Annotated in this window: 21 protein-coding genes; 19 read left to right on the forward strand and 2 right to left on the reverse strand. The window is 41.0% G+C overall.

Features of this window, described 5'->3' with window-relative positions:
• The first annotated feature begins 31 nt into the window (after positions 1 to 31).
• From J0L60_13915 to J0L60_13970, 12 genes are all read left to right on the forward strand, one after another.
• The gene (locus J0L60_13915) at positions 32 to 1,096 is read left to right on the forward strand and encodes an agmatine deiminase family protein (protein MBN8547224.1); all 1,065 of its coding nucleotides are present in this window, start codon (positions 32 to 34) and stop codon (positions 1,094 to 1,096) included.
• 402 nt (positions 1,097 to 1,498) lie between these two features.
• A complete protein-coding gene (locus tag J0L60_13920; GenBank protein ID MBN8547225.1) occupies positions 1,499 to 2,083 on the forward strand; it encodes a TetR/AcrR family transcriptional regulator in 585 nt (194 codons plus the stop codon).
• 86 nt (positions 2,084 to 2,169) lie between these two features.
• Positions 2,170 to 3,657: a TolC family protein gene (locus J0L60_13925; GenBank protein ID MBN8547226.1), complete on the forward strand. Its 1,488-nt coding sequence runs from the start codon at positions 2,170 to 2,172 to the stop codon at positions 3,655 to 3,657.
• Entirely contained in the window at positions 3,654 to 4,634 is a 981-nt protein-coding gene (locus J0L60_13930; protein MBN8547227.1) for an efflux RND transporter periplasmic adaptor subunit, read from the forward strand. The genes J0L60_13925 and J0L60_13930 overlap by 4 nt, the downstream gene beginning before the upstream one ends.
• A gap of 10 nt (positions 4,635 to 4,644) precedes the next feature.
• The gene (locus tag J0L60_13935; GenBank protein MBN8547228.1) at positions 4,645 to 5,817 is read left to right on the forward strand and encodes an ABC transporter permease; all 1,173 of its coding nucleotides are present in this window, start codon (positions 4,645 to 4,647) and stop codon (positions 5,815 to 5,817) included.
• Positions 5,814 to 6,998 carry an ABC transporter permease gene (locus J0L60_13940; protein MBN8547229.1) on the forward strand — a complete coding sequence of 395 codons (1,185 nt, stop codon included), beginning with the start codon at positions 5,814 to 5,816 and terminating at the stop codon, positions 6,996 to 6,998. Before J0L60_13935 ends, J0L60_13940 begins: the two co-directional genes overlap by 4 nt.
• A gap of 535 nt (positions 6,999 to 7,533) precedes the next feature.
• Positions 7,534 to 9,375, forward strand: a complete 1,842-nt coding sequence (locus tag J0L60_13945) for an OmpA family protein (protein MBN8547230.1) — start codon at positions 7,534 to 7,536, stop codon at positions 9,373 to 9,375.
• A 76-nt stretch (positions 9,376 to 9,451) separates the two neighbouring features.
• Positions 9,452 to 10,075 carry a hypothetical protein gene (locus tag J0L60_13950; protein MBN8547231.1) on the forward strand — a complete coding sequence of 208 codons (624 nt, stop codon included), beginning with the start codon at positions 9,452 to 9,454 and terminating at the stop codon, positions 10,073 to 10,075.
• An 11-nt stretch (positions 10,076 to 10,086) separates the two neighbouring features.
• Entirely contained in the window at positions 10,087 to 11,319 is a 1,233-nt protein-coding gene (locus tag J0L60_13955) for a hypothetical protein (protein MBN8547232.1), read from the forward strand.
• 298 nt (positions 11,320 to 11,617) lie between these two features.
• The gene (locus J0L60_13960) at positions 11,618 to 12,283 is read left to right on the forward strand and encodes a hypothetical protein (protein MBN8547233.1); all 666 of its coding nucleotides are present in this window, start codon (positions 11,618 to 11,620) and stop codon (positions 12,281 to 12,283) included.
• A gap of 86 nt (positions 12,284 to 12,369) precedes the next feature.
• Positions 12,370 to 13,530 (forward strand): hypothetical protein, encoded by a 1,161-nt coding sequence (locus tag J0L60_13965; GenBank protein MBN8547234.1) that lies wholly within the window; start codon positions 12,370 to 12,372, stop codon positions 13,528 to 13,530.
• A 53-nt stretch (positions 13,531 to 13,583) separates the two neighbouring features.
• A complete protein-coding gene (locus tag J0L60_13970) occupies positions 13,584 to 14,834 on the forward strand; it encodes a hypothetical protein (protein MBN8547235.1) in 1,251 nt (416 codons plus the stop codon).
• A gap of 46 nt (positions 14,835 to 14,880) precedes the next feature.
• On the opposite strand, the gene J0L60_13975 is transcribed toward J0L60_13970, so the two are convergent.
• Positions 14,881 to 15,321: a nucleotidyltransferase gene (locus J0L60_13975; protein MBN8547236.1), complete on the reverse strand. Its 441-nt coding sequence runs from the start codon at positions 15,319 to 15,321 to the stop codon at positions 14,881 to 14,883.
• A gap of 135 nt (positions 15,322 to 15,456) precedes the next feature.
• Positions 15,457 to 16,497, reverse strand: coding sequence for a deoxyhypusine synthase (locus J0L60_13980; GenBank protein ID MBN8547237.1), 1,041 nt, complete (start codon positions 16,495 to 16,497; stop codon positions 15,457 to 15,459).
• Between the two features lie 377 nt (positions 16,498 to 16,874).
• On the opposite strand from J0L60_13980, the gene J0L60_13985 reads away from it, so the two are divergent.
• From J0L60_13985 to J0L60_14015, 7 genes are all read left to right on the forward strand, one after another.
• Positions 16,875 to 19,025, forward strand: a complete 2,151-nt coding sequence (locus tag J0L60_13985) for a T9SS type A sorting domain-containing protein (GenBank protein ID MBN8547238.1) — start codon at positions 16,875 to 16,877, stop codon at positions 19,023 to 19,025.
• A gap of 237 nt (positions 19,026 to 19,262) precedes the next feature.
• Positions 19,263 to 20,450: a choice-of-anchor J domain-containing protein gene (locus tag J0L60_13990; protein ID MBN8547239.1), complete on the forward strand. Its 1,188-nt coding sequence runs from the start codon at positions 19,263 to 19,265 to the stop codon at positions 20,448 to 20,450.
• A gap of 193 nt (positions 20,451 to 20,643) precedes the next feature.
• Complete coding sequence (locus J0L60_13995; protein ID MBN8547240.1) at positions 20,644 to 21,366, forward strand: hypothetical protein; 723 nt, start codon at positions 20,644 to 20,646, stop codon at positions 21,364 to 21,366.
• A gap of 52 nt (positions 21,367 to 21,418) precedes the next feature.
• On the forward strand, positions 21,419 to 22,345 hold the full coding sequence (locus J0L60_14000; protein MBN8547241.1) for an ATP-binding cassette domain-containing protein: 927 nt from the start codon (positions 21,419 to 21,421) through the stop codon (positions 22,343 to 22,345).
• Position 22,346: 1 nt separating this feature from the next.
• Positions 22,347 to 23,087, forward strand: coding sequence for an ABC transporter permease subunit (locus tag J0L60_14005; GenBank protein ID MBN8547242.1), 741 nt, complete (start codon positions 22,347 to 22,349; stop codon positions 23,085 to 23,087).
• Complete coding sequence (locus J0L60_14010; protein ID MBN8547243.1) at positions 23,084 to 24,613, forward strand: Gldg family protein; 1,530 nt, start codon at positions 23,084 to 23,086, stop codon at positions 24,611 to 24,613. The genes J0L60_14005 and J0L60_14010 overlap by 4 nt, the downstream gene beginning before the upstream one ends.
• Complete coding sequence (locus J0L60_14015; GenBank protein MBN8547244.1) at positions 24,613 to 25,542, forward strand: DUF4340 domain-containing protein; 930 nt, start codon at positions 24,613 to 24,615, stop codon at positions 25,540 to 25,542. The genes J0L60_14010 and J0L60_14015 overlap by 1 nt, the downstream gene beginning before the upstream one ends.
• Positions 25,543 to 25,547: the final 5 nt, after the last annotated feature.

Here is a 25,547-nt window from a genome sequence, read left to right on the forward strand (position 1 = left end):
ATAACCATCCCTTATCAAAAAGGCATAAACGATGACAAAGAATAAACCAGAATACCTGATGCCGGCGGAATTCGAAAAACATTCCGCAACCATTCTCGGCTGGCCCTTCAACAGGGAAGACTGGCCCGGGAAGTTCGAGCCAATTCCATGGGTTTATACAGAGATAGTCAAAAAGTTGATGCCTCATGAAACTGTGGTTTTGCTCTACACTTCAGATTCACAACTTGCTTCCATCAAGGACAAACTTAAGATGGCTGAAGTTGATGATGAGGCAATTGTATTCATCAAAACCCAAATGGACAGAAACTGGACCCGTGATTCCATGGGAACATTTGTAAAAAAAGAGGGGAGTGTATATGCCTTCGATTTTGTTTTTAATGCATGGGCTAAATACGACAATTACAAAAAGGACGCCCGTTCGTCGAAAAAAGTACTCGATTCACTGGCGATTCCCTGGGAAGTCCCCGTCTATAATGATACGCCAATAGTGCTTGAGGGGGGTGCGATTGACACAAACGGGAAGGGTACACTTCTTACAACTGAAGAATGTCTGCTTGATCCCGTAGTTCAAACACGCAACCCGGGTTTTACCAAATATGATTATGAATTCGCTTTCAGAAAATATCTTGGGATTACAAATGTTATCTGGCTTGGAAACGGAATAGCAGGTGATGACACCCATGGACATGTCGATGACCTTTGCAGATTTGTTAATCCAACCACTGTGGTCCTGTGTGAAGAAAAAAACCGGAAGGATGACAATTACAAGCTTTTGAAGGAAAACAAGGAGAGACTTCAGTCGGCAGTTCTTGAAAACGGTTCGAAACTTGAAGTTGTTTCTCTTCCGATGCCGGAACCGGTAATTTTCGACGGACTCAGGCTTCCCGCCAGTTACGCCAATTTTTATATTGCAAATGGTATTGTACTCGTTCCGACCTTTAACGATCCTAACGACAGGATTGCCCTCGGAATTCTTGCTGAGCTTTTCCCCAACCGCAAAGTCGTCGGAATCAGCGCTGTTGATCTTGTTTGGGGTCTCGGCACCCTTCACTGCCTAACTCACGAAATTCCTTTTGGTAAAAATCTGGATTTGTAGCAGATTGGGAATGCATTACTAATATTTCGGCAAAAATTAGTATTGCATTCCCGGTTTTTCGGCAAAAATTAGTATTGCATTCCTAAGATTAATAATTTTCTATGGCATCGAAGCTCCGGTATGTCGAAATGTGTACCCGGGTTAAAACCCAGGGCTATTGGTTTTCAGCCTTCATCCTTCGCAATTCATTGCCCCGGGTTAAAACCCAGGGCTATTGGTTTTCAGCCTTCATCCTTCTCTATTCAGCCTTCGCAATTCAGCCCTCAATTAAAAACCATTTATATAACTGAATTACCATTCATAAATAAATTTTGCAAAATGCCCGTTAAACTATTGCAAGAGGTATTTATACTGATTATATTTGAATAGTGATTCATAAATTTTCTGTATTCGGGAGAAACAATGAGAGTAAAAGAAGGAAACAAGGAGAAAGACATCCTTGAAGCCGCTATCAAGGTCTTTGCAAAAGAGGGATATCACGGTGCGAAAATGGCAAAAATTGCTGAAGTCGCAAGTGTATCCATCGGTACGCTATATCTGTATTATGTGAATAAAGAGGATCTTCTTTTTAAGGTTTTTGAGACCCTGTGGAAAAAACTTTATCAGGAAGTTGAAGTGCTTGCAAACAGACAGGATCTTACAGTAAACGACAAGCTTGATTATTTGATAGACCTCTTTTTCGATAATTTTTCGAACAATCCTGACCTCGCAATGGTATTCGTCCACGAACAACACCATGTGATGAGAAATGCTGAAACTGAGGTGATGTATTATCACGATTTCATGTCTAAGGCCGAACTCATAATTCAGGACGGGATCAAGAACAAGAGCATCAATCCCAACCTTAATGTGAAAGTACTCAGGTTCTACATTCTTGGCGGAATCAGACTGTTGCTCGAGATCTGGGCAAGAGAACCCAGAATTGTCCCTCTGAGTGCTATCAGAATAAATGTGAAAACCTTCATTAAAAAGGGTATCCAAAACTAATAATTGAAATAAAGAAGTGCAGTGCACTTCTGTTGTCAAAAAATGAATAATGATTCATGTATTATTATAAAGTAGTGAAAAAAGAAATGTATATAAAAAGATCAATGCAGACACTTCTGCTTTCCCTGGTTTTGATTTTTAGTGCCCGTTCGCAGGAGTCGGCACAAAAGATCGACCTTCCCATGGCAATTTCAACTGCAATAAAATATCATCCGCTGATAAAACAGATGGAGACAGCACTTCTGCAAAGAGAGAACGGTAAAACCGAAGCTTTTGGAAATTACCTTCCCAAAATAAATCTCGGGTATTCATTCACACATCTAAACGACCCGATTGCCATCGACCTGAATCCCATCAGGGAGGCGATGATTACACTTCAGTCGAAAAATCAGGCGGAATTTGCCAATATTTATTCGATTCTCGGTGGTCAGGCTCCTTTGACTGATGCACAAAAGCTGGCATTGAGCCAAAAATATGCCGGTCAGTTGAACTCGTTGCTTCCTGAATTTAAGAGCACTCTGAAAAAGCAGGACTACTGGACAGCAACAATCACCGGAGTTCAACCTCTTTTCACAGGTGGAAAGATAATCGCAGCCAATAACGCTGCCGAACTCGAATATCAGGTGGCAGAGCTGGAACTGAAGAGGGTCAAAAATGAGATTACTTCCGAGGTTACGACAAACTGGCTGAATGTGGTTTTTCTTTCCGATCTCGTGAAGGTCAGGCGTGATATCCTCGCAGGAATGCAAAAACATGAAGCCCGGGCGAAGAAAATGCTCGCCGAGGGTCTGATTGCTAACTATAATTATTTGAGGGCGAAAGTAGCCGTTTCGGATGCGGAAAGAAACCTCTTCGATGATACAAAGAAGCTTGAACTTGCAATGCTTGCTCTGAAAAATTCAATGGCGATCGGCGAAAACAGTGAGATAATTGTCGCTGACAGTCTGATCTTTAAGGGTTTACAGGGAGAGGCTGAATATTTTCATCTTCTTGCAAAACAAAACAATACAATCCTGAAAATGATTGACTTGAAGAAAAAGCTTTCTGAAGAGAAGATTGCTTTGGAGAGGTCGAAGTTTATGCCGGTTATCGCAGCATTCGGAAAGTATGAACTTTATCCCGAGTATCTGTCTGCGATAGAACCAAGGTGGGCTGTGGGAGTGTCGTTGAATCTCAATCTTTTCAACGGGATGCAGGATTACACAAACCTTCAAAACAGCAAACTGCTGAACAAAGAGATTGGATACATCGAACAGGATGCTCAATCGAAGATCAGACTGCTTGTGAGCAAACACTACACTTCGGTGATCAATTCAGTGGAAAGATATGAAAAAGGTGTTTCGGCAATCGATCTCGCGAAGGAAAATCTCCGCCTCAACGAAAAGAGATTTGAAACGGGACTTGGAACATCACTCGAAGTGGTAGATGCTGAGATGATGCTTGAAAAGAGTGAGATTGACCTTAAAACTTCATTATTTGAATTTTACAAAAACTACAATTTACTCCTCTCGGCTGCCGGAAAGCCGGAAGATTTCTTAAAAATTTGGACAAACCCGGATGAGGTGATTAAATGAAAAAGATAAAGTATTTCCTGGTTCTTCTTATTCCCGTTGCACTGATAATTACAGGAGCGATATTTCTGAATAAAACTGAAGATTCTGCAAAGAAGACTGTAATATCGGGGATGGTGGAAGCAAGGGACATAGATGTGGCTTCAAAAATAGCAGGCAGAATAAGTGAAATTTATTTTGAGGAAGGAGCCATTGTTCAAGAGGGGGATCTTCTGGCAACAATTAAAAGCAAGGAACTTGATGCAAAAGTTGGTCAGGCAGAAAATCTCAAGAATGCAGCCAAGGCAAAATATAAAATGGCTTTGAATGGTGCAAGACCCGAGGAGAAGGAAGCCGTCGAAAAACTATATAATCAGGCGCGCTTTCAGTTTGATCTGGCATCGAAAACATGGACCAGAATGCAGAACCTCTACGGGGAACAGTTGATTTCTGCTCAGGAGAGGGATGTCTATGAGTTTCAGTACAAAGCCGCAGAAGAACAGATGCTCGCAGCAAAGGCGAAATATGACCTCGTCCTCGCAGGTGCAAGACCCGAGGAGCAGGAGATGGCAAAGAGCAGTTTTATGCAGGCGGAGAGCGGAGTAAGTGAAGTGATGGCATACAGGGAAGAGTTGAGCATTAAAGCTCCCGTTTCAGGAGAACTGAAAAAGAAAATTGTGGATGTTGGAGAAATAGCCTCAGCGGGCTATCCCGTTTTCACTATTCTCGATTTGAGTGATGTCTGGGTTACACTTCAACTAAAGGAAACCATGCTAGAGGGAGTGAAAAAAGGCGGTGTAATGAAAGGGAAAATTCCGGCTTTGGGTAATAAAGAGTATGAATTCGAGGTCTTTTATATTGCAGCTATGGGTGAATTTGCAAACTGGAGACCAACAAATCAAAAAGCGGATTTTGAGGTTAGAACTTTTGAAGTAAGAGTAAGACCGAAGGATAAATCGATAAAACTCAGACCCGGAATGAGCGTAAACTTCGAAATGTGATATGAGCAGAATGAAAAATTGGAAAACTGTCGAAGCATTTTTAAACGAGATCAAAAGGATCGGCGACACGCGGTCACTGTTTGTGATTACGGTAATTCTGCCGCCGATTCTTTTTTTGTTCTTCGGCTTTCTCTATCAAAGTGCGCTTGTCAGAGGCATACCCGTTGCAATACTTGATCCTGACAACAGCGTAATCTCCAGAACAGCCGTTTCTTATTTTGCTTCTTCACCATCCTTCAAAATTGTGAGCGGCTACACATCCCTTAAAGAAGCTGAAGCAGGAATGATCAAAGGGGAGATTGATGCGATCATTTCATTGCCCAAGGACATGGAAAGGGACATCAAAAAAGGGAGGCAGGTTCATCCCGTTGTTTTTGCTAACGGTTTGAATGTGATAAAAAGTAACTACATTTTGAGTGATGCAACGAAAATATTCAAAACCATTTCGGGTGGTGTCCTGCTGAAGAAATTCAGGTCAGGGGGAATGACGGAAGCACAGGCGATGGATGTAATCAGTCCCGTGAGATTTGACATGCAGATTCTCTACAATTCAAATTACAGCTATGTCGATTTCCTCCTCCCGGGTTTGTGCGTTTTTGTAATTTTCATGAGCCTGTCACTTGCGGGTGCAACCGTTTATAACCACAAAGACTTCAGTTTTGAATCCGAGGGGAATGTATTTCTCAATTCTGTTTCCGGACTGATTGGCAAAACACTTCCATATATCATAATATGTGCAGCGGATGTAATGGTTCTGTTGGGAGTAATCTTTCCTCTCTTCTCTATTACACTTCGCGGAAGTGTAGCGGATCTGTCATTTTATACATTTTTGTTTGGTCTGTCGAGCCTGATGCTCGGGATGCTTGTTTCGGTTATAATCAAAAATGTGATGCTCTCGACGCAGATAATTTTGTTTTTTACGACACCGGCTTTTGTCTTCAGCGGACTTACTTACCCTCTTTGGGCAATGCCTGCGGCTCATCAGTTGTTCTCCCGTTTCATTCCCTACACACAGTTTCTGGACGGATTTATAAGGATATACCTGATGGGAGAGAATTTATCCGATATTGGCAACCAGCTAAACTTGCAGATAGCAGGTATCCTGATACCCGCTTTACTGATCGTGACGATTGCCGGAATAAAAGGGACAATGGCTCGAAGAAAAGCGGGTGTAGCTTTATGAAACTGAAAATTAATGGCTTTTTTGCGATCATAAAACGGGAAATTGTAAATCTTTCTCATGATACCGATATCCGGATTCTTGTACTGATTGCCCCGATTTTTTACTCGATTTTCTATGCATCGCTTTATTTCAACAAGACCGAAACTGATATCCCGATAGTTGTGGTAGATCAGGATGGCTCAACTTCCTCCCGAAAATTTGTAAATGATCTCGATGCGAACCAACTTTTGAGGGTAACTTACAACTCATCCGAAATAAACGAGGCTGAATCCCTTTTGAAGAGTGACGAAGTGCAGGGAATTATCATAATACCAAAGGATTTTGATGCAAATGCTCGATCAGGCAGGCATAACACGGTAAAAGTACTCCTCAATACACAGCGATTTCTTCACTCAAATGATATCAACAGAGCAGTGAACGAGATTGGATTTGAATACGCTGTGGAAAGCAGAATGAAGGTTTTCAACCAAAAAGGAGTGGGAAGGAAGCAGGCTGAGGAGCTGGTGGAACCCGTGAAGGAAGATGTCAGGTTTATGTACAACCCGATGCTTACATACGGTGATTTCCTTATACCGGGTGTGTTGATACTTATTTTACAGCAGACGCTGATACTCGGGCTCGCACAGTCATTGGCGAAAGAGAGAGAGGAAAAAACTCTGATAAAGTGGTACAGGGATGCGAACGGCAGCACTTCGGCAGCCATCGCAGGAAAAACCCTGATCTACTTCTGTTTCTTTGCAGTGTACGCATTCTTCTTCATAACTTTTCACTACTGGCTGTTTGAAGTGCCCTCGTATGCACCCGTTTTCAATACAATGATTCTGACAGCATTTTTTCTGTTCGTAAGCATCTCGTTCACGGTGTTGATCGGTTCGTTTTTTAAGTCGAAACTTGGTGTCTTGCAGATAATTGCGTTTACTTCATATCCCTTTTTCTTTTTGACCGGATTTGCCTGGCCCGAGATTGCATTCCCCGAACCACTGATAATGCTCGGCGACATTCTGCCGTTAAAACCGTTTTTATCAGCTTTTATGAAAACCTTCAGGATGGGCGGAGATGTATCGCTGATAATTCCGGAACTGAAACATCTTGCTATTCTCGGAGTTGCCTATTCCATCCTCGCATATCTCAGAATGAAATATCTCTTTGCCCGTTCATCAAAGACGGAAGAAACACCCTGAGCAAATAAGAATTTACCTCCTTCCCTATGGGAAAAAACACAGTCCTAACGGATAAAATAAAAAAGCCCGACAATGAAAATTGCCGGGCTTTTTTTTAATGGGGGCGAAATAATGCCCTTTTAAAGTTGTTGTAGATTTGATAAGTTCCACTAAAGCAAACTATTCTTATGAGACATCATAAAAAAGAGTATTATACCAAATTTATTTTGGTAGTTTACTAATTTTTTATCGAAGATTCAAAATCTGATGGCTGATCGTTTGGATTTCGGGAGTGAAATGGAATGCCTCATGATTGAATCTTAGGCTAAAACTCTATTATTTTTTTTCTCCAATTTGAAATTATTCAATCTGTGCAATAGATTATAAAGGTACTGTTATGAAGACTTCTTCTTTGTTTATCGGGTTTACACGCTTTGTGTCGGGGAATTCAATTTACCCTCAAGATTTAACTATTACTGAAGAACACTCAGGATTTCATCAAAATATTCCCATAGTTTCCAATGATGAAAAGAGATTAATTTTCAAGGATAAATGTATGAGCAGTACGAAGTTGTTTTTTATTGTTTTAACAATGTTTTTTTTGTTTGGCCCAATTTCTTCTGCACAAAAGATTCAGACGTGGAATTATTTTGTTGCTGAAGGTGGTGTAAATTCTCCTTATAAAATAGATGGTCTCATTGGCGACCAGACAATTCCTTCATGGCATCCATATTTAAGAATCGGTGGGGGCAGTCGAGTATTCGATGGTCCACGGTCATTATTTGGTTTTGGTGGTGATTTTGGATTTGTGTATTCTCGATTTGCTCATGACGGTAAAGATACAGGAACCAGCTACGCTGCAAAAATGGCCGGGATTGATTTTAAATTTGGTTTAATCTTTGGTATCCCTGAATTGCATCTTGAATTAAACAGCACACTTTTTGCCAATACAATTTGGGACAAAACTTACCCCGCGAGTCACCGAATTGACTCAGAACACAGAAAAGATGACTCTACCAAATTCAATGTCGGAATTGGTATTGGAATGGCAATTAATTCTATCATTAGTGACAATTTTGGATTTGGCGTTGAAGGCAGTTACCGGTATTCAAATGGTTTTATTTTAGCAAATAAAGATATTTATACTCAGGCTCATGGTCAGTTTTTTATTGGCATCAAATTGATGTTTGGTAGGGTTACCGGGTATGTAGACTCTGATGGCGATGGGATAGATGATAAAAGTGAAATTACAATATACAAGACAGATCCGGAAAAAGCAGATACCGATGGCGATCGAGTGAGCGATTATGATGAGATATTCAAATATAAGACCGACCCGCTTAAGGCAGATACGGATGGTGACGGCGTTAGTGATGGTGATGAACTTTACACATTCGGAACAAATCCTTTGTCTGCTGACACAGATGGAGATGGCCTAAGCGATGGGGATGAAATTCTGCAATACAAAACTAATCCTTTAAAAACTGACACGGATGGAGACGGATTAAGTGATTATGATGAAATCTTCAAGTACAAGAGTGATCCTCTAAAGGCAGATACGGATGGTGACGGTCTGTCGGATTTTGATGAAGTATCCAAATATAAAACCAATCCTGCATTGGCTGATACAGACGGGGACGGAATAACAGATCGCGATGAAATTAAAAAATTCAACACTGACCCGTTCAAAGCGGATACAGACGAGGACGGAATAAATGACCGGGACGAAATTGTAGTTTATCACACGAATGCATTAATCGCAGATAGTGACGGCGATGGTATTAAAGATTATGATGAGATATTTGTGTATAAAACAAAGCCGCTTGTGTTTGATACTGATATTGATCAGATATCCGATGGTGATGAAGTATTTAAATACCATACAAATCCCGCATTGGGTGATTCGGACAATGACGGACTGGGAGATTACCAGGAGATTTTCTACTATTACACTAACCCTCTGCTGATCGATAGTGACAACAGCGGAGTGGATGATAAAGCTGAAGTCGAGAGGGGAACCGATCCGAACGACAAAGAGGATGATGTAATAGAGGTTAACAAAATAATCGTGCTTGAAGGAATAGAATTTGAGTTCCAAAAAGCAACTATTACCCCGGAGTCGGACAGACGATTGCAGAAAACTCTGAAACTGTTGCAGGCTTTCCCCAGCTACAACTTTTCTCTGGAAGGGCACACGGATGATGTCGGAGGTCGACAATTCAATCAAAAGTTGTCACTTGATCGTGCAAAAGCGGTGAAGACCTGGTTAGTGGATCACGGTATCAACACAAAAAGATTGAATGTAAAAGGATTTGGTTTTGACAAGCCTGTAGCTACCAACTCAACAGATGAAGGCAGGCAGAGGAACAGGAGAGTCGAGTTCATCAGGACAAATTAAACTTCTGATTCTTGTGTTCACCTGATTCAGAAAAATTAATGTGTCGATTTCTTTACAACTAATTTTGAGATTACTTATGAAATTATTCATTCCAAAGGCATTTTTCGCAGTTTTGTTGTCGTTGTTCGTCATCGCGTGTGGTGGTCCCGCGGACCCTGTGATAGTACAGGCAATAAAAAATGACATGATCGAAGAAAAGAAGACGACATATGCCCAGAACTATGATCTTTCCATAGAATTGCAAATGGGTGCAATCTACGGTTCGAACGGAGGGATGAATCTGGACCAACGAATTGAAAAGATGAAATTTCTTTCATCTGCAAAATTCAAGCAAGATTTCATGGACTGGATGGTTAACAATGGATATATTATCGAAAAGGGAGAAAGAACTTCATATGAGATCAGAGGGTCATTAACTGAAAAAGGCCTCGAGTACATAAACTCGACTCAATCGGTAATTAAAACAAATACCGGGAGAAAATTCTGCTTTTATGATCAGGAAATAAATATCCTGGAGAAAAAGAAGAATGAAGACGATTCGTATACCGTAAGATATTCAATCAGGTATGTTCCAATAGATGCCCCTCATGCAAAAGGAATAGACCTTTCCTCTGTTGATCCCTCCAAATTGACAGGGAGGGAGCATGTTGCAAAATTGACTAAAAATAATGGTATCTGGGTTATTAAAAGATTTATTTAAAAGGAGCTGATATGAAAGTTTGTATTCTATTACTATTTATAGTCTTATTTTCGTCACTGGCCTCTGCCCAAAAGAAAGAATGGGAGAAAGAGTTGGTGGGAGCCCAGTCACTCACTCTGATCAACGATTCAGATGGCTGTGTAATTTCAGGTGCTTTTTTGGGGACGCTTTCATTTGGTGGTAAAAGTTTTACCGGTTCCGCCAATTCGAATGTTTTCCTCATGAAGGTAAACACATCAGGGGAGGTGGCATGGTTAAGAATGATTAATTTGAAGGGGGCACCTTTTGAATTGAAAATGAAACGAGATTCATTTCACAATTATTATTTTATATACAGAGAGGACGGAGGGACTTACATCGTCAAGTGTAATGAACAGGGAGAAATAAAGTGGGAAAAGTTTGTTATAACTCAAGGAGAGCAGTCTTATTCGGAGATTACAGATATAGCAGTTGATGGTAATGGATGTGGGTATATTACCGGCAGCTTCAGAGGAACACTTGAACTTGGAGATAATTTAAATAACTCTCGTGGTAGGTGTACTTTTGTTGCCAAACTTGATACTTTTGGGCGTTCTATCTGGGCAAAAGAGTTTGGTAAAGGATCTGGAATTGGAATTTCGGTTGACCAAAATGAAAATATCGTTGTAGTTGGTATCTTAAATGGAGAACTACATTTTAAGAATACCAAATTGGAAAGTAAAAAGACTGATGCACTAATTTTAAAATTGGATGATAAAGGAAATTTGCTTTGGGCTCAAAGTGCCGGGGGAAGTGACAGGGATATAGCTTTTAAAGTTCTTACCGACATTCAAGGAAATAATTATGTAAGTGGAATTTTTAAGGGCAACGCCAAATTTGGCAAAAAAACGCTTAAAAGCAAAGGAGGTGCTGATATTTTTTTAACTAAAATTGACAGTAAAGGTAAATTTTTATGGGCAGAGAGTTTTGGGACAAAAGCAGATGAAGCTGGGTCTCATCTTTTTCTAAGAAATAACGGCACATGCTATCTCTTTAGTGGTTTTATGGGTGAGGACAGAGGGAGTGACGAGAATCAATTACCAATGAAAGGGAAAAACCTCATGATTGTTGATCGGGGTGGAAAGGTTATTGGATCAAAGGAAATAAAAGATGCAGCATATATTACCATGATGAATTTTGCAGAGGAAAAAATAGGTGAATTATATGTTTTAACCATCCCATCAAAGAGCAAGAATTGGAAGTTGATTAAATATGTGAATTTTTAGGAGAGCCAACTGCCATCCACATTCGGAGTGGCACAATTTATCAATTATTTGAAAAACTGTAATTTGAATCTACCGGCAACATTCTCACAAAATTAAATTCTAAAAAGGAGCATCCATGTTCTCACGGGTTTTACTACTGGTATGTTTTTTTTCATCTATATTATTTGCACAAGATTTTCTACCGAGCACCTTTTGGTGTGCCGAACCTGTTACACCTGATCCGAAATCTTACGATCAACAAGCATTTAAATATAATCCCGTCTATGTTGAATTCAGTTCTGCGATTCGAGAGAAGATGATGCCTTATTATGTGAAAGAGCTGAAAAAACAGGGAGTTTCAAAAGAGATCCATACCCAGGGAAAAAAAACAGTTGCAAATTTCTACTACAACGAGGAGGGACTTTTAACAAAATACGAGTCAAAAGAATATTTTAGTGAGATTACACTCGAGTATGATGAAAACAACAATATTAAAGCATTGGTTAGCAGAAGCGATAATTATTATTCGAGGACAGCTTTAACTCGTGATTCACTGAAGAGAATTTCTGCTGTGCAAACTGACAACAATAGTTTTATTTATTCGTACGACAAATCAGGAAAACTTGCAAAGATAGTCAGTAAAACGCCACCATTAACGGTAATCTGGCGCTTAAATGATGTATATGTAACTCCCGGGATAACATTCGCCATATATGCGGATTCTATTGAGTACGATGAATATGGCCGTATGCTGAAATTTGAGTCAGGGATGGATCCTAACGGTGGTTCGGCAAATTACGATAAATCAGGGAGACTCGTTTATGAAGGATATTTCCCCAGAAATGGTTGTTACACTAATTCTTTTACTTACAAAAATAACTTGATTGCGAAGATTCAACTCGAAACTTTCAACAATATGTATCAAAAAACCTCAACAGTAGTCACAAGTGTGAAGTATGAGTACAAGCACAAGAAAAAGAAATAGAACAAGTGAAGCGACAATTACTCCAGTATATTGAAAACCGGGAATTCTAAACCTTTTTTATAGTTAGACAAAACAAGAGACTTAATATGAAAACCCTTTTTTTATGTTTTACAGTTTTGCTGATCATCCAAAGTACCGGGTGCTCTGATAAAAAATCGAATCATGATGCAATTACCAAATCGGTCATCAGCCAAATAAATAATACAGACAGTTCAGATTTTCTAAATATATACTTTCATGATCCCTCAAAGATTAAAACCTTGGCGATTGATACAATTTCATCATTCGTTCAGAATGGTGACACAGCAGTTTTCAGCGGAATGATTACACTTCAAAAAACAGTTTTACCTGAATTTTCCAGCAAATTCATAAGGAACGAAATACTTTACCCGTTTGAAGAGAAAATTAGAAGGAAGTTTGAGGCCTCGGTTGAAACAAAAGACAGTCTATACAAAATATTGTACTTTAGATTGGATCAGCCTCATATTCTGACAGTTGCGAACAATAAACAAACAGTAGATGATTTTTTCAAGAAAAATCGAATTAGCTCGATTAAGAAAGTCCTCGACTTAATTGCAAAAGCAAAAGAGGAATTTAAGGATGCCTCACAGGATGAAAGAGATTATCTTTTCTGTCTGATTTATCAAAGGATGAAGGCGCTCGCCAAATCTTACAAATATGATGCAAGTTCCGGTGATGCCGGATGGGCTCGTTTCGAATCAAATACCAGATATGGTTACTCTATTGGAGGAGAGGAGGGTTATTCATGGCTGGAAATCAATTATGAGTTTCTATCGAGAGAGTTCTCGAAATTTATTTCAGATGATTTGATGATCTTTATAAATGTGTTTAAATTGCAGCATGAGTCACAATTCAGTGGAGCAGATGCTTATTTAAGTGATCTAATTACTCCGGAGGAAAGACTAAAGAGATTAATCCAAATCGAAGATTACTTCAAAAGGAATAAACAATCTCTACTACAAGATGAAATTGAAGCATTATATGGAAATCTGTTCACAAGATTATTCCGGACATTTCACCAGACCCCTCAGGTGGAGTCTATCTCACAGGTGAAGGGTACTCCAATTGATCCAAAATTGAAGCCGGTATTTCTCGAAGCCGAGAAAAAATATCCTGAGACATTCACAGGAGCTTTTGCAAAAGAATACAACAAAATTCTGGTAAAAAACAATTATCTGTTAACTGATGAGGTGATATCGTTTCTCAAATCTAAAAACCTTATTTAGCCAAATGATAAATAGATAAAAGGTGGTCTCTAAGAGATACAAATGGAATAATGATGGAAAGAAATTTAAGTATGTCCAGAATTACAATTTTATTGTTTGTTTTTGTTACCCTGGTTGGAAATATTTATGCACAGAAAAAAAATACTGAATTATCGGGATTTGCAAGGTATCTAATTCATGAATTGAATGAAACAGACCGGAAATACTACCTTGGTCGATATTTCGAAAATGTTGGTTCAATCAGTGTCTACGATGTTGAGAAAATCACGAAAAACAAAAGTAAAAGCGATACTCTCAAATTGTCGGGAATAATGAAAATAAAAAATTTGCGACCGTCTTTCTTAAAAGAAGAATTAATCAAAATTATGCCTGAATCATACACAAGAGTCTCAAGTTACGGTTTTGTAAGCTCAATTCTAATAGAAAATGGAGATACAATTTTATGTGATTTTGAACTTGACAAATATGAAGTTAAACCACATTCTTTAGAATCCCCTACGAATGACACTACTTCGATTGATGTTATGGGTCATGGGGTGTGGTATTTGCTAAGCTGGGACTGGAGTACGGAGTTGATCCCATCGAACATAAAGAAGCTCAAAGTCAAATATGCCAATTCGAAGCAGAGTGAAAAAGATTTAGCGTTTTCAATTGTATATGATAGGATGTTGAGAATTACTGCTGAGCATAGCGAAGGCGATCCAATGGACAATTCTTACCGTAATCAGTTAAAGAAATTAACTAAATATGGTTTTAAGTTGGGTGGGAACGGAAGTTTCTATTTCCTTTTGATTGATTATAAATTTCTATCAGCCCAATTCAAAGGTTTTATATCGACTGGTGCTCAAACCTTGTTGGATGTTTATTTAACGGAACAAGTCACACCGAGTGAGGAAGAAGAGCCTTACAGAAGATTGCTTACTGCTGACAAAGCGCTAGGTTATCTGGTAAAATTTGAGAGTATTTTTAGTTCTGTGCAGGACAATTTTCTTTTAATGCAGGCGGAAGAATTATTTTTAGGATATTTACATTACGTCTTTAAACCGGTTTCAGAATATTCTATACCATTCCCAGGGATGGGGATATTTCTGGATAATACACCGATGCTAGACACTCCCAACAGTAAACTTGATAAGTCTTTTAAGGCTGCTTATATAAAAGCAAGTAAAAAATATCCGGATTCATTTGTTGGCGCTTTTGCAACAGAATACTTGCAAATGCTTGAGAAGAATGATTTTAGTCTGAAAGAGGATGTTAAGAAATTCCTCACAGGAAAGGGTTTAATTACCCCAATAACCAATTGAGAGCTACAAAAAGTAGAACAGGAGGCACGCTTTAACCGTAGCCTCCTTAATCAAGATTCTCCAAATCAGCCAAATCCTGATATCTTCCTGAAGCTTTTTTATTGATTTTTAAATCTTCAAGATTGATCAGGTTCACCGTAACACCATCCAATAAAACAGTTTCGCGTTTGGGGAAACACTCTTCAAAATTAACACCTGATGCTCCCATGATCAAATCAATTCTCGCAGGAGGATATCCCAATTGAATGATTCCTTCAGGGTCCAGAAAATCTTTTGAGCTTAACCCAAGACTTCCAAATCCGAATTCCTTCAATACTTCCTCAATTTTTTTGGCATTTTCGTTGCTGCATTCCAGCCATAAATCGAGATCTTTAGTAAATCTCGGATTACCATAAAATCCAACAGCATAGCCGCCAACGAGGAGGTACTTAACGGACTTTTCGTTTAATAATTGAATAAACTCTTTGAAGTCTTGGGTAAGTGCCATATTTCCACAAAATATATTCTGTTCGTAATTGCTCCAGATGATCCATCCTTGCCTGGGGTGACTGAGTCATCCAGTAGGAACGGTCATCGTTCTTGTCAGTGAGCTTCTTTTTTGTGACAGCCTTTTCTATCATGATTACGCAGTAACAGATTCCTGTTCGAGAACTTTGGTGAATTCTTTTGCTTCTCTTCCGAGGTGAGCGCCTTTGTGATAAGCATAACCGGTGATCAGAGGCATTGCAAGGGTAGCTTCGGCATAAACCATCTGTTCGTAAACGAGGTCGACCTTGCCCCATGAGCTTGCTTCCTTCAGGGTGCTTCCTGAGAGGGCTCCGTCTCTTTCGTCGGCAACGGTAACCTGAATTGCATACTTGTGCATTGGTGCATCGCCTTCAAGAATTTCAGCGGCTACCACGATATCCTGTGTGAAGTTTTTAGGAACTCCGCCACCGATCATGTAGATGCCTGATTCACCGCTTGCAATTTTGATCTTTGTGAGTTCAAGAAAATCTTTTGCAGCATCAAGGGAAACATGTGATCCGGGATTTTTTGTCTGATGCATTACGAAACCAAAACCTGCGGAGCAATCGCTGAAGGCTGGAACGAAAATCGGAACATTTTTCTTGTAGCATGCATAAATAATGCTGTCGTCACATTTTGGACCTGTTTCATCGAGATATTTGCCAAATTCTTTGAGGAATTCTCTCGAGGAGTAGGCACCCGGTTCCATGGAATCGAAAATCTTTGCTGTGGTTTCGTCACAGATTCTGAGTTCGTCTTCATCGATGTAGGTATCATAAATTCTGTCGATAGCGAGGTCTCTGAGTTCGGCATCGTTTACAAAAGGAGTTCCGATGTAGTGTTTGAAACCGAGGGCTTCGAAGAAATCCTGATCAACGATGTTGGCGCCTGTCGAGACGATTGCGTCGACCATGTTGTTCATAACCATGTCGTAGACGACTTTTTTGAGTCCGGCGGAAAATAAAGACCCTGCCAAAGTGAGGATTACGGTGCAATCTTTGTCACGGAGCATCATATCATAAATTCTTGCGGCTCTGTTCAGGTTTCTTGCCTGAAACGCCATTTTCTCCATTGCGTCGACCAATGGGGCAACATTATGTTCTTTAATGTCAATATGTTCAATAACACCTTTCAAGTAATCTGACTTTTGGGGCATTTATTGTGACTCCTTTCAATATGGGTGATAAATAAAAAAAACTAACACACAATAAAGTAATAAAAAGAGAATTTTCCAATTGATTTGGGGCTCAAAACTAAATTTATTAAAAAATAGAGAACAATTGGTAAACAAACAAAAAAAAATTAAAAATTTTGCTAAAAGATATTGTTATTGAAAAAAAATATACTTAATTTGCCGATCCATATTGTGATCTCTATCATTGAATCGGGATATGGTACGACCCGGCAGGATTCGGGTTTGATGTTCCTTAAATCAGAAAAAAAACAAACCGGTGGACGAATCAATCCCTCCGGGGTAGCAAGATTAAGTAATATCTAAACAACTCATCATCAACAATCAATTAGAGGCAACAAATGAAACAATTTTTCCTTGTTGTATTCACCGTATTCTTTTTAGCGGGTGTGGCGTGGTCGCAGACGGCTGACAAGAATAACACAGGCAAAACCTATACACAGGCAGAAAAGGAAAGACTCGATATGATGGGCTATCCTGTTTCTGACGGAACGGGTGCCCCGCACAAGACAACCGGCATAATCAAATGGTCGGAAGGTTTCGAGGGAGCTACATTTCCTCCAACCGGTTGGGCTGTTCACCAGCTCGATGGCGGTGCCAACACTTGGATTCGTTACACCAGTTCACCTCCTTTCGGAACTGCTTCAGCTTCAGTAAGATGGGAATCTGCTACTCTGGCAAATGATGACTGGCTGGTTACCCCTTCATTTCAGGCAAGTGCTGCCGACAAACTGAATTTTTACGCAGTTGGCTCATCTTCATTCGTCGATTCCGTAATAATTCATGTATCTACCGCCGGTGGTGTTCCACCTGCAGGTTATACAAGAATTGCAGCTTTCAGACCTCTCGCAGCTCCTGCTCAGAGATTTGAAGTTTCCCTTTCAGCATTTGCAGGTCAGACAATCTATCTCGCATTCCAATATAAAGAACTCGACATGCTCAGACTTTATGTTGACAGCGTTTATGTTGAAACAGGCGTGCCAAATGATGTTGGTATGGTTTCTCATAATGTTGGTGGCGAATTAAATGCCGGACCTTATACTCCAACAGCAACAGTAAAGAACTTTGGTTCAGCTACCCAGACCTTCAATGTTACAATGACAATCAACCCCGGTGGCTACACATCAACCAAACAGGTTGTTGATCTTGCTGCTGATCAGACTGCAAATGTTACATTCGACGCATGGACAGCCTCACAGGGTTCGTTCAATGCCAAAGCTTACACACAGCTTGCCGGTGATCAGAATCCCGCAAACGACACGCTGTCGCGCACAGCTCTCGTTGTTTCCTATATTTACGACAACGGTCCGCTCGTAACCAATCCCGGTGGCGGTTTCGGTGGTGCTGACCTTTCAGGACTCCAGGCTGAGTTGAATATCCTTGGCTACGGCTCGCAGGTTTCGGCTAACAATTGGGTTACAGACGACTTTGATGTGCCTGCCAACCAGACATGGGCAATAGATGCATTTAAATTCTTCTCATATCAGACAGGTTCAACTCTTACACCGACTTTCAACGCAGCCAGAGTTGTAATCTACAACGGAAGACCTGACCTCCCAACCAGCCAGATTGTATTCGGCGACGAAACAACTGAACGGTATGTCGGTGCTTCATGGACAGGCGCATATCGTGCTACCATAGCTGCTCCAACAGGCAACACAAGACCAATCATGGGCGTTCTCGCAGGTGCTCCTGTTGTTTTGGGTCCCGGAAACTACTGGGTAATGTACACACTTGGTGGTACACTTGCTTCAGGTCCTTGGGCTCCTCCTATCTCGATCATTGGTACACTTGCTACCGGTAACGCTTATGCAAGACAAGCCGGTACCTGGATCTCATTGAGAGATTCCGCTGTTGGTGCCACTTCAGGCTACCCACAGGGAATTCCTTTCAAAATCGTTGGATCAGTTCAGGCAGTTCCTGTCGAATTGACTTCATTCATGGCAACCGTACTTAAGAACAATGTTACACTTCTCTGGTCAACAGCTACCGAAACCAACAACATGGGCTTCGAAGTTGAGAGACAGGCAACCAACGGTTCTTTCGAAAAAGTCGGATTTGTCGGCGGTAACGGTACAACAACCGAAAGAAAAGAATATGCATTTACGGATGCAGGTCTTGCTTCCGGAAAATATACCTACAGACTGAGACAAGTTGATTTCGACGGTTCATCAGAATACTCGAACACAGTTGAAGCTGATGTAAACATTCCATCAGAATACAATCTTGCTCAGAACTATCCTAACCCGTTCAACCCTTCAACCTCAATTGAATTTGCTCTGAAATCAGATGCAAAAGTTTCAATGAGATTGTTCGATGCTCTCGGTCAGGAAGTAAGAACCATTCTTAGCGGCAACTACACAACAGGCAACTACAAAATAGACTTCAACGCAGCCGGCTTGAACAGCGGTGTTTATTTCTATACAATAGATGCTTCCGGTGTGGATGGCAGCAAATTTACTGCAACAAGGAAAATGATCCTGATGAAGTAAGTTTGAAGTTTGAGGTATGAAGTATGAAAAATAATACCTAATACCTAATACCTAATACTTAAAAAAAGCTGTCTCAGAAATGGGGCAGCTTTTTTTTTATCACAAAAAATGAAATATTTATTCCAATTTTCATAGTATGTTTCATAGGAAAAGTGTAACTTCCATTACGGATGCAGATCATTTTGTAACGGTTAATTCAACAATAACAATCCATCAATCATCAACAATGAGGTCAAAATGAAACACTTCTTTCTTTTTGCAGCATTTCTTTTGCTTGTCGCATCTTCAGTGAATGCACAAAACAACAAGGATACAAAAACCTTCAAGCCCAATCCCACTGACAATGCTTTGACCGCGGGATTTCACACCGAACAGACATTAGCCTACTTAAATGAAGGCTTTGAAGACACACTATTCCCTCCTCCGGGTTGGACTACTAACACCACACTTGGAACTGTTACCTGGACAAGGGAATATGGCTTTTTCTACACAGGCAATGCATCAGCTTTGGCTGACTACTCGACTCCTGCAAACGAAAAATGGCTGATCAGTCCAAGATTTTTGGTAACTGCCGGTGATTCACTTTCATTCTGGATAAGAAGACAGTACACCTCTGCTTATCCTCCCGACAGTCTTTACATAATGATCTCCACAACTGATGCCAATCTCACAAGCTTTACAACTACACTTGTTTCTTATGATGTGGCTAACGGGTTGTTAAATGCCTGGACAAGACAGGCAGCTTCGTTGAATGCTTTTGCAGGTCAGAACATCTACATAGCTTTCAAACACAGAAACACCGACGGTAACGGTTTCAACATGGATGATGTAAGAGCAGGTTCTCAGGTTGTTCCTGTTGAACTCGTTTCCTTTACAGCAAATTCAGTTCAGAACAGCGTTGTACTTCAGTGGACAACCGCTACAGAGACCAACAACATGGGCTTTGAAATCGAGAGAAAAGCAGGCAATACAGAATACGCAACAGTTGCTTTCATCAATGGAAACGGAACCTCTACAGGCAGCAAACAGTATGCATATACTGATGCCGGTCTCCACTCGGGCAAATACACATACAGATTGAAACAAGTCGATTTCGACGGTAAATTCGTTTATTCGAATGCCATTGAAACCGAAGTGAATGCTCCCGCTTCATACAATTTGGCTCAGAATTTCCCGAATCCGTTCAATCCTTCCACCTCGATCGAGTTCACCCTGAAAGCTGATGCAAAAGTAAGCCTCAGACTGTTCGATGCTCTCGGTCAGGAAGTAAGAACCATTCTCAGCGGCAACTATGCCACAGGCAACTACAAAGTGGATTTCAATGCCGCCGGCTTAAACAGCGGTATCTATTTCTATACAATCGAAGCTTCCGGCGTGGATGGCAGCAAGTTTACTGCTACCCGCAAAATGATGCTGATGAAATAGGTATTAGGTATCAGGTATTAGGTATTAGGTATTATTTGTCTTGACCTGACTCTATTATATAATTAAAAAAGCTGTCTCAGAGAAGGGGCAGCTTTTTTTTGTACTGTTTATTGTTTTAGTTATTTGTTAATTTCGGGATGATTTACGGTGAATTTTTGAAACATATTTCCGGTCAGGCAGTAAAATAGCCATCATGGAAGTTTTATTTAGTGAAAGAAGTTTTTTCCCGCGTGCTTTGGCAATTTCGCTTGCGATTCATTTGTTGGTGGTTGCAGGTGCTGTGATTGTATCGAGATTCAGTTCTGCCCCGCAGTATGGGTCATTAAACACGCTTAATATGGTTTTTGACAACAGTGAGCAGTCAGACACCCCGCCTGAACTCCCGAAGGACAAGCCTGAAACCCAACCTGTGCCTAAAGATGATGACCCCACTGTTAAGAAGCAGGATCAAAGTCAGCCGCCACCTCCGGCAACTCCAAAAGGATTGATTGCAGGTGCATTTGATTCGGTTGATTCATCACTTGTTACTCTGGAATACAAAGAGAGTACGCTGAATGTTAAAATAAAGTACTCGGCGGGATGGGCATTTCTTGACAACAACGAGAGATCGAAACTTGACGCAGTAACTTTTTGGAATCCGAATGTGCCTAATTCTCCCTGGGTACAGTTGAAGGTGACTGACAAATATCTTTTCCGTGAATCCCGTTACAAGATTAAGGAAGAACTCGATTCGTACACTGCCTTCTACAACAAAGAAGAGGTTACGGAGGGGGAAGTGAAGTTTGAAATTTATCTTAGAACAAAATCCTCAGAAGACTATATCCTGACTTTCAGAGTGAAGGGAGAGGATACTTTCCGCAAATACCGCCCCGTTTTTATGGCAATGTTAAAAAGTTTCAAGTTCGGTCTGTTTTAAAAGTTCGATTTAGCTAAATTTAGGTTTGTCATTTTTTTAATTATTTCGAACCATGAGCATAAAATTAGAGAATGTAACCAGACTTTACGGTGAACAGGCTGCAGTAGATGATATCTCTTTTGAGGTTAAGACCGGAGAGATAGTTGGATTTCTGGGACCGAACGGTGCAGGAAAAACCACCACCATGAAGATGATTACCGGATTCCTCGCACCTACATCAGGCACCATTTCGATTAATGGAATTCCTGTCTGGGAAGATCCCGAAGCAGTAAAACGGATAACCGGCTACCTTCCCGAAAACAATCCCCTCTACCATGACATGTTTGTTACCGATTATCTTGGATATGTTGCCGAACTGCAGCAGGTGCCAAAGAATAAAATCCCCGCCAGAATCAGGGAGATGGTCATCGTTTGCGGACTTGACCGTGAGAAACACAAGAAGATTGGTGAACTCTCCAAGGGTTACAGACAGCGGGTGGGACTGGCTCAGGCTCTGATTCACGATCCACAGATACTCATTCTCGATGAACCCACTACAGGACTTGATCCGAATCAAATTATCGAGATCAGAAATCTGATCAAAGAAGCAGGGAAAGAGAAGACAGTAATTCTCTCTACACACATTCTCCCCGAAGTCGAAGCAATCAGTGACAGAATACTTATTATAAATGACGGAAAGATTGTCGCTGACGGGTCTCCCGAGGATTTAAAGAGGGCATCAAGTGGGGAAGCCACACTTCGTATCAGACTGGAAGGATTTCAGGACCCTGCCGGGACTGTCTCAGCACTTGAAAAAATTGAAGGAGTGACAACAGTAACCTCTCAAATTTCCAACGGGACATTTATTATCTCGGGAACTTCGGAAAACATCAACAGGTCGGTCTTTGGTCTCGCTGTTCAAAACGGCTGGACGATACTTGAGATGACGCCAATAGAAACAAAACTTGAAGACATATTTAAAGAATTGACGACTATCTGATATGAAAATAATATTGACAATCGCCAAACGGGAGACCATTCTCTTTTTCGATTCCCTGATCGCTTATGTACTGCTGGTCGTTTTCCTCGGATTCAGCGGGTTTTTTACATGGGTTTACGGATCGGATGTGTTTTTTACGGGCCAGGCTTCGCTAAAATCATTTTTTACGGCATCCTACTGGATACTTTTTCTTTTCGTGCCGGCTCTGACCATGCGAACCATTTCTGAGGAAAAGAAGACAGGTACGCTTGAACTCCTTCTCACCAAACCGGTGACAGACTGGCAGGTAATAGCCGGGAAGTATCTATCGGTGGTTGCTCTTGTCGCTACTGCCTTGTTGCTTACACTTCCTTATTATTTTTCCGTTTGGGTGTTGGGGAATGTGGATCACGGCGCAACGATAATGGGCTATTTGGGTCTGCTCCTGATGAGTTCCGCACTTGCCGGAATCGGGATATTTGTCAGCAGTCTGACAGACAACCAGATAATTGCATTTATTGGTTCGCTTTTGGCAGGAATCTTTTTTGTTCTGATATTTGATGTGGTTTCTCAGCAGATGAGTGGAACCACGGGCGTAATAGTCAACTACCTGAGCATGACGGGTCATTATGATTCAATTTCCCGTGGAGTTATTGACACTCGGGACATTGTTTACTTCCTTACCGTTACATTTACAGGGCTTTTCCTCGCGAGTGCATCTCTCTCTAAAAGGAATATTGTTGACCGGGAGGTGGAAAAATGATTTCGAAAAAGACATTTTACACGATAATTTATTCGGTACTGGGAGTTGTTGTCCTTGTTAATATTCTCTCATGGTTTTTTTATTTAAGATTCGATTTCACAGCAGACGGGCAATATACATTAAGTGATGCTACAAAAAAGACACTCGGTGAGCTCAAACAGCCTGTCACCGTGACCGCCTGGATTTCAAAAGATCTTCCTCCTGATATCGACAAAACCAAAGAGGATTTCAGGGATATTCTTTCCGAATACTCAAACCTTGCTGGTGCGAATTTTATTTACAAAATTGAAGACCCCGGTGATGGACAGCAGGCGACTCAGGAGGGGATTACTCCCGCAATTCTGGATGTTCGCGAAAAAGATCAGGTAAAGCAGCAAAGAATTTATCTCGGGGCTGTTGTAAAATACGGTACTCAGAAAGAAGTGATTCCGCTGATTCAACCCGGTACATCGATGGAATTTGCACTTACAACGGCAATAAAAAAAATGTCGGCCACAGGGAAATCAACCGTTGGTTATCTGCAGGGGCACGGTGAGCCTTCATTTCAGGCGATTGCTCAACTTATGCAAGCACTTACGGTGACAATGGATGTAGTTCCTGTCAATTTTTTTGATTCGCTGGCAATACCTTCTCAGGTGAAAACCATTTTGATTGTTGCTCCAAAGGATACATTTCCTGCCTCCCATCTTGCGATGCTGGAGAAGTTTGCCGCAGGTGGCGGGAAAATTGTAGCTGCACTTAATACCACAAGTTTCAATCAGCAGTCAGGTGAGGTTACAAAACTTGCGACAGGACTCGAAGATTTTTTCAAGGACAAAGGGATCTCAATAAAACATGATCTGGTCTTCGACTACAGTTGTGCTTCCATTATGGTTTCGCAGCAGTCAGCCGGAGTGGTTTTCCAGACCCCCGTTAAGTTTCCGCTTTTCCCTGTCATAACCACATTTGCACCAATATCACCATTAAAGGGTCTCGAAGGGGTGACCATGATGTTTCCTGCCAGCATCGACACCATCGCGGGAAAAGGCTTCAGGTTCACACCGCTCGCAGTAACCTCCGATCGCACGGGACTCGAACAGGTGCCGATGAAAGTCGATCTCAACAGGGAATGGTCGGCTGCAGAGTTCAGAATTTCCAAAGTGATCGTTGCTGTTTTAGCAGAATCAGTAAAAGGAAGCCAGGGCGGCAAATTTCTTGTGATATCGGATGGCGATCTGGTAGTGAACGGCGAAGGAAATGAAGCACAAAATTTACAGGCAGACAATATCAATTTAGTAGCCAATATGGTTGAGTTTCTTACCGATGATTCGGGACTGGCACAACTTCGAAACAAAAATGTTACTCAAAGGCCCATCGATCCGGCTATTGGTGATGGAGCCAAGGTGATAATAAAATACCTCAATTTCCTTGCACCGGTCATTCTTTCGATAATGTTCGGGTTATACAGGTACAGCAAGAGGAAGACATTAAGAGAGACCTTGGAAGATGAATCCTGGACATCTGTTGATGATGAGGGAAAAGAATAATGCTTTTCGCCAAATCTGCAAAGAAACTTTATATCGTCCTCGGTACCATTTTATTAGTAACTGTTTTGGTACTGCTGATCAAGAGTTTTGGAAGTGGTAAAAGTGATTCGGAATCCGGCTTCCCTTCGTTTGATACAGCCAGGGTAACGATGATGAAGATGCTTCCTAAAGGGGGTAACGGCGAAATAATATTTGCAAAAAAGGCGGGTGCCTGGTCGATAACAGCTAAAATTCTAAATGACAAGCCGGTTCAGGCTTCCTCTCAGAGAATTGAGGGGATGATCGGACTGCTTTCAGGCATGAAAATAATAAACCTTGTCTCCCGAAATATTGAGGATCTCAAGAAATACGGTCTCGATACCGGAGCTACCGTCGTCCGGCTTTTTTCGGGGGAAGAAAACATTTTCGAAGTGTCAATCGGACGAAGTGAAATGCTGTCACCCCAGGAGATGGGAACTTATGTGAAAGCTGCCGGTTCAAACGATGTGTATCTCGTCTCCGGTTTCCTCGACATGATGTTCAATTCTGATGTGTCGCTCTACCCTGACAGAGTGCTTACATTTGGCGGGGCTGAGTCGTGGCAGGAGATAAAGTTTTCCGGAAGTGAAGATTTCCTTATGAAAAGGAATGTAACCGACTGGGAAGTGGAGGGAAAAAAACTTGACTCTGCCCGGATAACAGAATATTTGACTACATTTGCCAGGCTCGAAGGAAATGATTTTGTGAATGACTTTTCTCCCGGTGAAGGAGAGAAGCCTTTTGCCAGAGTGGATGTAAAAACAGTTTCGGGTCGACACTTCGGAATAGAAGCCTGGAAAACAAAAAATGACACTCTGATTTTCACCACACTGAATCCGGGGGCATTTTTCAGAAGCGGTGAAGATGGTTTATACAAAAAGGTTTTTCCCGGATTGAAGAACCTTAAATAACAATT

This window comes from Ignavibacteria bacterium, assembly GCA_017302895.1.
Classification (GTDB): Bacteria; Bacteroidota; Ignavibacteria; order Ignavibacteriales; family Ignavibacteriaceae; genus UTCHB3.

Bases quoted from the DNA above. Each gene is read 5' to 3' on its own strand.
- J0L60_13915 (MBN8547224.1), top strand. From the start codon at position 32: ATGACAAAGAATAAACCAGAATACCTGATGCCGGCGGAATTCGAAAAA.
- J0L60_13920 (MBN8547225.1), top strand. From the start codon at position 1,499: ATGAGAGTAAAAGAAGGAAACAAGGAGAAAGACATCCTTGAAGCCGCT.
- J0L60_13925 (MBN8547226.1), top strand. From the start codon at position 2,170: ATGTATATAAAAAGATCAATGCAGACACTTCTGCTTTCCCTGGTTTTG.
- J0L60_13930 (MBN8547227.1), top strand. From the start codon at position 3,654: ATGAAAAAGATAAAGTATTTCCTGGTTCTTCTTATTCCCGTTGCACTG.
- J0L60_13935 (MBN8547228.1), top strand. From the start codon at position 4,645: ATGAAAAATTGGAAAACTGTCGAAGCATTTTTAAACGAGATCAAAAGG.
- J0L60_13940 (MBN8547229.1), top strand. From the start codon at position 5,814: ATGAAACTGAAAATTAATGGCTTTTTTGCGATCATAAAACGGGAAATT.
- J0L60_13945 (MBN8547230.1), top strand. From the start codon at position 7,534: ATGAGCAGTACGAAGTTGTTTTTTATTGTTTTAACAATGTTTTTTTTG.
- J0L60_13950 (MBN8547231.1), top strand. From the start codon at position 9,452: ATGAAATTATTCATTCCAAAGGCATTTTTCGCAGTTTTGTTGTCGTTG.
- J0L60_13955 (MBN8547232.1), top strand. From the start codon at position 10,087: ATGAAAGTTTGTATTCTATTACTATTTATAGTCTTATTTTCGTCACTG.
- J0L60_13960 (MBN8547233.1), top strand. From the start codon at position 11,618: ATGCCTTATTATGTGAAAGAGCTGAAAAAACAGGGAGTTTCAAAAGAG.
- J0L60_13965 (MBN8547234.1), top strand. From the start codon at position 12,370: ATGAAAACCCTTTTTTTATGTTTTACAGTTTTGCTGATCATCCAAAGT.
- J0L60_13970 (MBN8547235.1), top strand. From the start codon at position 13,584: ATGGAAAGAAATTTAAGTATGTCCAGAATTACAATTTTATTGTTTGTT.
- J0L60_13975 (MBN8547236.1), bottom strand. From the start codon at position 15,321: ATGGCACTTACCCAAGACTTCAAAGAGTTTATTCAATTATTAAACGAA.
- J0L60_13980 (MBN8547237.1), bottom strand. From the start codon at position 16,497: ATGCCCCAAAAGTCAGATTACTTGAAAGGTGTTATTGAACATATTGAC.
- J0L60_13985 (MBN8547238.1), top strand. From the start codon at position 16,875: ATGAAACAATTTTTCCTTGTTGTATTCACCGTATTCTTTTTAGCGGGT.
- J0L60_13990 (MBN8547239.1), top strand. From the start codon at position 19,263: ATGAAACACTTCTTTCTTTTTGCAGCATTTCTTTTGCTTGTCGCATCT.
- J0L60_13995 (MBN8547240.1), top strand. From the start codon at position 20,644: ATGGAAGTTTTATTTAGTGAAAGAAGTTTTTTCCCGCGTGCTTTGGCA.
- J0L60_14000 (MBN8547241.1), top strand. From the start codon at position 21,419: ATGAGCATAAAATTAGAGAATGTAACCAGACTTTACGGTGAACAGGCT.
- J0L60_14005 (MBN8547242.1), top strand. From the start codon at position 22,347: ATGAAAATAATATTGACAATCGCCAAACGGGAGACCATTCTCTTTTTC.
- J0L60_14010 (MBN8547243.1), top strand. From the start codon at position 23,084: ATGATTTCGAAAAAGACATTTTACACGATAATTTATTCGGTACTGGGA.
- J0L60_14015 (MBN8547244.1), top strand. From the start codon at position 24,613: ATGCTTTTCGCCAAATCTGCAAAGAAACTTTATATCGTCCTCGGTACC.